Source organism: bacterium (assembly GCA_023135785.1).
GTDB lineage: Bacteria > CAIJMQ01 > CAIJMQ01 > CAIJMQ01 > CAIJMQ01 > CAZNJA01.
In genome coordinates, this window is record JAGLSL010000030.1 from 1 (window position 1) to 8,080 (window position 8,080).

The window sequence follows — 8,080 nt, forward strand, 5'->3', positions numbered from 1 at the left end:
GAAATAAGTTTTGGTATAGATGTCTCTGCTTGAGGTTTCTTTTCGTCTATTTCTCCGTATATGGAAGAGGACGAAGCAAATACAAGTCTGTTGACTTTATTTTCGCTTGATGCAAGAAGTACATTAAGCGTTCCCGTTACATTCACATCATTGTATGTTAAGGGGTCATCTACTGACTTTGGCACAGACCTTCTTGCAGCTTCGTGAAATACAAAATTTACTCCCTGGGTGATTTTTCTAAGCAATTCAAGATCTCTTATATCGCCTCTTATAAGTTCTATTTTGTCCATTACCTGTTGGATATTTTCTTCCCTACCTTCGGAAAAATCATCTATTATTTTCACTTTCGCCCCAAATTCCAATAATCTATCAACAATATTAGAACCAATGAAACCAGCGCCTCCTGTAACTAATACTGTTTTGTCTTTAAAACCTTCTTGGAAAAGTTTTTCTATATCCATTCTTAGCTCCTATTTTTGATAGAGATTATTTTTTATTCGATGAGCAATTTTCTTAAGATTCCCCGATTTTGTCCTATATAGTTTATTAAATTTTTTGTCTTTTATAATCGCAATGTTTTCTTGAACATTAAGTATTCCTATTTCAACACTGCTATAAGCAAGAGATAAAGATACGACTACGTCAGAAAGAAGTCGCGAATTACATATTGGAAATAATTTTTCGTTTAGTTTGATTACTTCAACTCCTATTTTCGCAATTTCAAACGGAACCTTAGTCGCGTTTTTTAAGGCTTTTTGGATTTTATCACTATTTGATTTTGAGGATTTAAAAAGGATCGAAACCTTTTTATAGGCTTTGATATCTTCATCAATCAATTTGCTTATATTTTTTCTTAATTTTTCACTTTGCTTGAGAATTGATTTTAATTTTTTATCGTTTTTAGGGTTTTTCCCGATACTATAATTGACGGCCATTGACACCAAACCCGCAGCAAGCGCTCCGGCCAAAGCGCCCGCGCTACCACCTCCCGGCGCAGGTTTTTTTGCCGCTAAATCGTCAAGATATTTATTTATGGGTTTGTTTATATACATTTTATTTAAAATTTAAGATTATCTATATATAAGTAATATTTTGATATAAATTGAAATAAATAGAAATATTTTGAAATATATTGCCTGTATCCTTAGTTTTTTGAAGTTATAGTATGTAATTTTTTTTAGTTTTCAATCCTTTAACAACATATATCCATTATATATCTACGTATATCTATGTATATCCATTTTTTAATCTTTAATAAGAGCTAACGTTTCGGCTCTTGTTTTCTCATTGTCGCGGAAGACTCCTCTTACTACAGAGGTTTTTACCATAGAACCGCTTTTTTTTATGCCTCTCATAGTAACACAGAGATGTTCGGCTTCCACAATAACCATTACGCCCTTAGGTTTAATCGTTTCGTTTATTACATCGGCAATTTGCGAAGTAAATCTTTCCTGTATTTGTAATCTGCGGGACAAAACTTCTACAACTCGCGGTATTTTGGATATTCCAACGATTCTGTTTCCTTCGGGCATATACGCAACATGCGCTTTGCCGTGAAAAGGCAACATATGGTGCTCGCAAAGCGAATAAAAAGGAATATCTTTAACAAGAACTATTTCATCAAAACTCTGCCCTTTAAGAATTTTAAGCTCCAAAGCAGGGTTCTTATCGATACCACCAAGGATTTCTTTGTACATATTGGCTACCCTTTGAGGTGTATCTTTAAGCCCTTCTCTCTGAGGATTTTCACCTACAGCTTCTAATATGTCCCTTACGGCTTTTTTGATTTTTTCTTCATCCATAAACTCCTCACTTTATTCGAGTAAATTCTAAATCCGAAACAAAATTTTGAAACGTTTGGGGCTTCGTTACCCTGACCGTTACCAAATTTAGTGCCTAAAATGCCTTTCACCTGTCAATACCATGGCAATTCCATATTTGTCACAGGCATCTATGCTATCCTGGTCTCTCTTGGAACCGCCTGGTTGTATAATCGCGACAATTCCTGCCTTATGCGCTTCTTCTACGACATCGCTGAAAGGGAAAAAAGCATCGGATGCCAAAACAGTGTCTTCGGGTAACTGACAAGCCCCGTTTAGAGATGAATCTCTAACGGGGCAAGCTTTAGTCAAAGCAAGTTTCATGGAATCAATTCTTGACATCTGTCCTGCGCCTACCCCAATTGTTCTTAATTCTTTACAAAGAACGATAGCATTTGACTTAATATTTTTCACTACCCTCCATGCAAACAAAAGCTCTTTCCATTGGGCATCAGTTGGCTGAACTTTAGTTGCAACTTTCATATCCTTTTTCTCTATCTGGAAATAATCCTTTTGTTGAATAAGATAGCCGTCAAGCGCGCATCTTATTTCGGTTTGGCTACTTAAAGCTACAGGCATTTTTATAATTCTTAGAGCTTGTTTTTCCTGCAATACCTTAATAGCTTCATCCTCATAGTCAGGAGCAATTACTACTTCAACAAAAGTTTTGGTTATTTCTTCCGCTACATCTTTAGGAACCTTCCTATTAAAACTAACGATAGAGCCAAATGCGCTTAGCGGGTCACATAAGTGCGCGTTTTTGTAAGCTTGAAGTAGATTGTCATGACAGGCAAGACCACAAGGATTCATATGCTTCATAATCACTGCGGCAGAATCGTCAAAATCCTGCACGGCTGACCACGCAGCATCCAAGTCTAAAAGATTATTAAAGGATAGTTCTTTTCCGCCAAGTTGTTCAAAATTTTTGCCTTTATCTCCAATATAGAAAGCTGCTTTTTGATGTGAATTCTCGCCATATCTTAATTCTTGAAGTATCTCTAAATTTTTCGATACTACTTTAGGGAAAAGTTCTTGTTTAATTCCAAACCTTTTGTTTAGCTCAAATGAAATAGCTGAATCATATTTGTATGTTGAATCAAAAACTTTAGCTGATAGTCTTTTATGCGTTTCTAAAGACAACTTGCCGTCATTTTCTTTTAACTCTTTTATAATCGTATCGTAATCGTCAGGAGAACAAACAACCGCAACATCTTGATAATTCTTAGCTGCAGAACGAAGCATTGTGGGCCCGCCGATGTCTATATTTTCAATAACCTCTTCCAAGCTGACATTAGGTTTCTTTATAACTTCTCTAAACGGATATAGGTTAATAACCACCATATCTATAAAACCGATTCCAAGCTCCTTAATCTGCTCCAGATGTTTTGCATCATTTCTTTTCGCAAGGATACCGCCGTGAATTTTGGGATGCAAGGTTTTAAGTCTTCCGTCAAGAATTTCGGGAAAACCCGTGTAATTGGAAACTTCTGTTACTTGAATTCCTTCCTTTTGTAAAAGTTTTGCCGTTCCACCCGTAGAAAGAATCTCTACCCCAAAAGAGTTAAGTTCTTTGGCAAACTCAACTATACCTGTTTTATCATAGACTGAAATTAACGCTCTTTTAATTTCATTCATTATTGTCTCTCCTTCTTCCTTTTAATTTTGCATTTTCCCTCTGGAATCTTTCCAAGATTCCGAGGACTTAGTCCCGGAAATTCTCTGAATTTCTCGGGGAAATTTTGATTTTATTATGGTACCCCGAGGCCGATTCGAACGGCCAACCTACTGCTTAGGAGGCAGTCGCTCTATCCAGCTTGAGCTATCGGGGCAAGTTTTCACCGATATAAATTGAAATACATAAAAAAGAAATATAATTGAAATACGTTGCTTATCTACTACGTACTTCCATGTATATCAACTGTATATCTACCATATTTCCACGTATATCCATTTTATATCTACTGTATATCTATTGTATTTCTACATATCTAATATTTTATTAGAGAGTGAATAGGATAATTTCCTAATCGTTTCCTACCGTTTAAAAAGGCAAGTTCTATCAAAAAGGAAATGCCTATAATGTTTCCGCCGCTTTTTTCTATGAGTTCACACGCACCTTGCGCCGTCCCGCCTGTTGCAAGAAGGTCATCTACCACTAAAATATTCTCTCCTTTATTTACTGCATCGGTATGAATTTCAAGCGTATCAGTTCCATATTCAAGTTCATAACTAACCAAACGTGTCTCATAAGGCAGTTTGCCGGGTTTTCTAACGGGCACCATTCCGCAATTTAACACATTAGCTATAGCTGCACCAAAAATAAAACCTCGCGCCTCTATTGCCACTACGCTATCTATCTTCTGTTTTCTAAAGGGTTCAATCATATTCTCTACTGCCAGTGAGAAAAGTTTGCCGTCTTTTAATACAGGAGTAATATCTTTAAAAATAATGCCTTTTTTTGGGAAATCGGGCACATCACGAATAGCAGATTTTAGTATTTCCAAGTCTTTCATGATTTTTTTCTATTTATGTTTATGTGTAAAACAGATTTATAATTTTTATAATTAAGGAGGGGGGCAACCCCCGTTAGAGATTTAATAAATTGCTCGCAAATATCATATACAGCGCGATACTGCTTGTTCGGTTGATATAACATCTAACGTTTTTTAAAATCTCTAACGGGGTAAATATAACAAAAAATAGGGTTGTTTACAATTTTGTTTGCCTTCATAAATTGAATAAAAAAACCTGCTGGAGTATAATATTTTTAATAAATTTATGAGTGTTTTATAAAAGTACGCAAGGACAGATAAAATGCCAAAGACCATAAAAGAAATTAACGAAAAAATTAAAAAAGGCAAAGCCGTTATTGTAAGAGCGGATGAAGTGCCTGAAATTGTTAACAAGAAAGGTTCCCAAAAAGCGGCTGAACAGGTAGATGTTGTCACTACGGGAACTTTTGGGCCAATGTGTTCTTCGGGTGTTTTCATAAACTTCGGACATTCAAAACCAAAAATAAAAGCAAGCAAAGCTTGGTTAAATGATGTGGAGGCTTACGCTGGATTAGCGGCTGTGGACATTTATTTAGGAGCCACTCGGATTCCTGATAATGACCCCGCCAATAAAATTTACCCCGGAACTTTCAGTTACGGAGGCGGACACGTAATAGAAGAATTAGTAAAAGGTAAAAATATTAAATTAAGAGTAACCTCTTACGGTACTGATTGTTACCCTTCAAAACAGATTAATACTCTGATAAATATTAAAGATTTAAACGAAGTCATCCTCTTTAATCCAAGAAATTCTTATCAAAATTATAATGTTGCTGTTAATCTATCCAACAAAATTATTTATACATATATGGGGATACTCCAGCCAAATCTCGGCAACGCTAATTATTGCTCAGCCGGAGAGCTTTCTCCGCTTTTAAACGACCCTTATTACAAGACTATAGGAATAGGAACTAGAATATTTTTAGGCGGAGGAATTGGTTATGTAACAAGTAACGGAACTCAACATAATCCGTCGGTAAAAAGAACTCCAAATGGAGTTCCTTCGGTTCCGGCAGGAACTTTGGCTTTAACAGGCGATGTCAAAAAGATGTCATCGCAATGGTTAAGAGGCGTTTCCATGACAGGATACGGAGTAAGTCTTGCAGTGGGAATAGGAATACCAATACCGATAATATCGGAAGAGATGATTAAATATACTGCAGTAAAGGATGAAGATATTCAGACACAAATAGTAGATTACTCTTATGATTATCCTCAAGGAACAGGGAAAGCCATAGGAACAGCAAATTATGCCCAATTAAAAAACGGTGAGATAAAAATCAAAGATAAATTTGTTCCAACTGCGTCTTTGTCAAGTTATGCAAAAGCAAAAGAGATTGCCGAAACTTTAAAGAATTGGATAAAAAAGGGACAGTTTCTATTAACCGAACCTGTTAAACTAATCCCTTCAAGTAAGTCAGAAATAACTTTTAAACCCTTAAAAGAAAGACCGATAAAATAACTCCGCAAGAAATTACGTCCACCATAGTTTCAGTGGCGGACTATTTCAACGGGGCAAGATGAGGACTGAAAATGGAAAAAAGAAGACTTGTTCTTACATTCCCCGCTTCATTGGTAGGAGAACCCATTACCTATAAACTCGTAAAAGATTACGATATCGTAATTAATATTTTAAAAGCTCAAATTACCCAGGAAGAAGTAGGTAAATTGGTGGTTGATTTGCAAGGAAAAGAAAAAAACTTAAAAAATGCTATCACCTATTTAAAAAATCTTGGAGTAACAATCCAACCGCTGAAAAAAGATGTTCGTATGAATAAAAACAAATGCACTCACTGCACTGTTTGTGTCACGATTTGCCCAACTAAAGCTTTAATAGTAAACAGAAAAACAATGAAAGTCGAGTTCCTCCCTGAAAAATGTATTGCCTGCGAATTATGCATCTCCGCCTGTCCTTATAAAGCAATGGAAATTCTTATTTGAAAGAGACAAAAAACGCCAGCCTTCAAATAAATAATCCAAAGGCTGGCGGAATTCTCTGATACTAAGAGTTTCTTATGCTATCAAAATTATAAGCAACAACACACCAAAAACACATAGAACCGTTATAGCAATATCTGACCCAGTCATTTCTCCGCCGCCTGCATCAGAAGCAGTAATTACATCCGAAGAATTCTGGGCTGCAGCTACGATTCCTGATGTTACTGAAAACAACATCATAGCAACAAGAAATACACTCAAAAGTTTAAATTTCATTTACAATTACCTCCTTTACCTTAATTAGCTATATTAGAAGAACTGCCAAGAGAATGATACCAGCACCTATAGCAACAATTATCCAAATATCTTGATTTGTCAATTCTCCGCCACCTGCATCAGAAGCAGTAATGACATTCGAGGAATTCTGGGTTGCAGCCACGATTCCCGATGTTACTGAAAACAACATCATAGCTACAAGAAGTACGCTTAAAAGTTTGATCTTCACTTACAATCACCCCCTTTCTTCTTTATGAAAAATATCCTACTATTTTTATCTGTACAAGTCAACCTCGTTAAAGCATTCGTAGCTAAAGATATAAAATTTATCAATGACCAAATCCCAATTGGGTATCGAAATATATGGAAATACCTTGAAATATATTGCCTTGTTACAATGTATTTCTATCATATTTCTACGTATATCTACTGTATATCTATTTTCAATGTAGTTGCCCATTTGTGGGCTTTCACACAAACAACGCTGATAAATCAGCAACTACAAAAAAGCTACTTTCTATTAATTTCTTCTGCCACAACATTATAATGATTTTTTATAAACTCCACGTCAGGACTTAACTGTGTGGCTTTTTCAAGTTGTTGAAACGCTTCTTTCATCATACCCTTTTTATAATATGCCCAACCAAGTGTGTCATACGCAAAACTGTTATCATCATTCACCCTTACAGCCAATTTCCCGTAACGAATCGCCTCATCATAATCTTCTTCCTGAACATATGCGTAAGAGGCGCAATAATAAAAAGTTATTTCTTCGGGAGATATTTCTATGGCCTTCTGCCACTGGGTTATAGCTTCAGGAATTCTTTTACGGCTGTAAAGAGCGGTAGCTATATTGTGATAAGTAACAGCGCTTTCTTTCACTACAAGTTTATCAAGTATGCTTTCTTTTTCTTTGGGCAATAGAACCAACATCCAGTTTTTCTTGTTGATTTCTTTGCCAAAAGCCCAAAGTTCGGAGAAAAGTTTATAACTCATTGAAAGTTTATCTCCAAACCAAGGGTCATTCAAAATCATTACGTTTTTGGCATCATCATATCCGACCACAACTCTATAATGACCCTTATATACTATTTTGTCTACTACTCGTTGAAGGATAATGACAGGGACATTTTCCCTGATAAGATTTTTTAGTTGCTCAATATTACCGTTGGAAGAAAGAACGCGGAAATTTTGAACATAAGGATAAAAAACCATTTCGGAATTATTTGTAATCTCAACAGTTGGGTCGAAAATATCTTTAACTATTTCTTCTTGGGTAAAAATTTTATCTTTGTCCCAATAATTCAAAACCATAGACAAAACGGCAGGTCCGCAGTAATTGCGCTCTTTCTGTTTATAAAAGGGAACACCTTCTATAAGATGCCCTTCAATCGGGATGCCTCTATATTTCTTAAAGAATGCTCTTTGTTCGGTTTGCTCCGCTTGAGAATCTTCTGCCCTTTTCATTCTCGCATACGAAGGAGTTAAGAATAG

Annotated in this window: 10 protein-coding genes and 1 tRNA gene; 2 read left to right on the top strand and 9 right to left on the bottom strand. The window is 35.9% G+C overall.

Going from position 1 to position 8,080, the window contains the following annotated elements:
- The 6 genes from KAS42_02630 to KAS42_02655 all read right to left on the bottom strand — a co-directional run.
- A partial coding sequence (locus KAS42_02630) for an SDR family NAD(P)-dependent oxidoreductase (GenBank protein ID MCK4905128.1) occupies window positions 1–461 on the bottom strand: 461 nt, incomplete at its 3' end.
- Window positions 462–470: 9 nt separating this feature from the next.
- Window positions 471–1,052 carry a cyclodeaminase/cyclohydrolase family protein gene (locus KAS42_02635; protein ID MCK4905129.1) on the bottom strand — a complete coding sequence of 194 codons (582 nt, stop codon included), beginning with the start codon at window positions 1,050–1,052 and terminating at the stop codon, window positions 471–473.
- Between the two features lie 192 nt (window positions 1,053–1,244).
- A complete protein-coding gene (gene folE / locus KAS42_02640; GenBank protein ID MCK4905130.1) occupies window positions 1,245–1,802 on the bottom strand; it encodes a GTP cyclohydrolase I FolE in 558 nt (185 codons plus the stop codon).
- 87 nt (window positions 1,803–1,889) lie between these two features.
- Window positions 1,890–3,455: a bifunctional phosphoribosylaminoimidazolecarboxamide formyltransferase/IMP cyclohydrolase gene (gene purH / locus KAS42_02645; GenBank protein ID MCK4905131.1), complete on the bottom strand. Its 1,566-nt coding sequence runs from the start codon at window positions 3,453–3,455 to the stop codon at window positions 1,890–1,892.
- Window positions 3,456–3,571: 116 nt separating this feature from the next.
- Window positions 3,572–3,649: transfer RNA gene (locus KAS42_02650), tRNA-Arg, on the bottom strand.
- A 159-nt stretch (window positions 3,650–3,808) separates the two neighbouring features.
- Complete coding sequence (locus KAS42_02655; protein MCK4905132.1) at window positions 3,809–4,324, bottom strand: adenine phosphoribosyltransferase; 516 nt, start codon at window positions 4,322–4,324, stop codon at window positions 3,809–3,811.
- 310 nt (window positions 4,325–4,634) lie between these two features.
- On the opposite strand from KAS42_02655, the gene KAS42_02660 reads away from it, so the two are divergent.
- Window positions 4,635–5,834: a homocysteine biosynthesis protein gene (locus KAS42_02660; GenBank protein ID MCK4905133.1), complete on the top strand. Its 1,200-nt coding sequence runs from the start codon at window positions 4,635–4,637 to the stop codon at window positions 5,832–5,834.
- A 71-nt stretch (window positions 5,835–5,905) separates the two neighbouring features.
- On the top strand, window positions 5,906–6,313 hold the full coding sequence (locus KAS42_02665) for a 4Fe-4S dicluster domain-containing protein (protein ID MCK4905134.1): 408 nt from the start codon (window positions 5,906–5,908) through the stop codon (window positions 6,311–6,313).
- A 72-nt stretch (window positions 6,314–6,385) separates the two neighbouring features.
- Here KAS42_02665 and KAS42_02670 read toward each other — a convergent pair whose 3' ends face one another.
- The 3 genes from KAS42_02670 to KAS42_02680 all read right to left on the bottom strand — a co-directional run.
- A complete protein-coding gene (locus KAS42_02670) occupies window positions 6,386–6,586 on the bottom strand; it encodes a hypothetical protein (protein ID MCK4905135.1) in 201 nt (66 codons plus the stop codon).
- 28 nt (window positions 6,587–6,614) lie between these two features.
- Window positions 6,615–6,815 (bottom strand): hypothetical protein, encoded by a 201-nt coding sequence (locus KAS42_02675; protein MCK4905136.1) that lies wholly within the window; start codon window positions 6,813–6,815, stop codon window positions 6,615–6,617.
- Between the two features lie 281 nt (window positions 6,816–7,096).
- The coding region (locus KAS42_02680) for a C39 family peptidase (protein MCK4905137.1) at window positions 7,097–8,080 on the bottom strand (984 nt) is incomplete at its 5' end.

Coding starts and splice junctions, on each gene's coding strand:
- KAS42_02635 (MCK4905129.1), bottom strand. CDS start 1,052: ATGTATATAAACAAACCCATAAATAAATATCTTGACGATTTAGCGGCA.
- folE (MCK4905130.1), bottom strand. CDS start 1,802: ATGGATGAAGAAAAAATCAAAAAAGCCGTAAGGGACATATTAGAAGCT.
- purH (MCK4905131.1), bottom strand. CDS start 3,455: ATGAATGAAATTAAAAGAGCGTTAATTTCAGTCTATGATAAAACAGGT.
- KAS42_02660 (MCK4905133.1), top strand. CDS start 4,635: ATGCCAAAGACCATAAAAGAAATTAACGAAAAAATTAAAAAAGGCAAA.
- KAS42_02665 (MCK4905134.1), top strand. CDS start 5,906: ATGGAAAAAAGAAGACTTGTTCTTACATTCCCCGCTTCATTGGTAGGA.
- KAS42_02670 (MCK4905135.1), bottom strand. CDS start 6,586: ATGAAATTTAAACTTTTGAGTGTATTTCTTGTTGCTATGATGTTGTTT.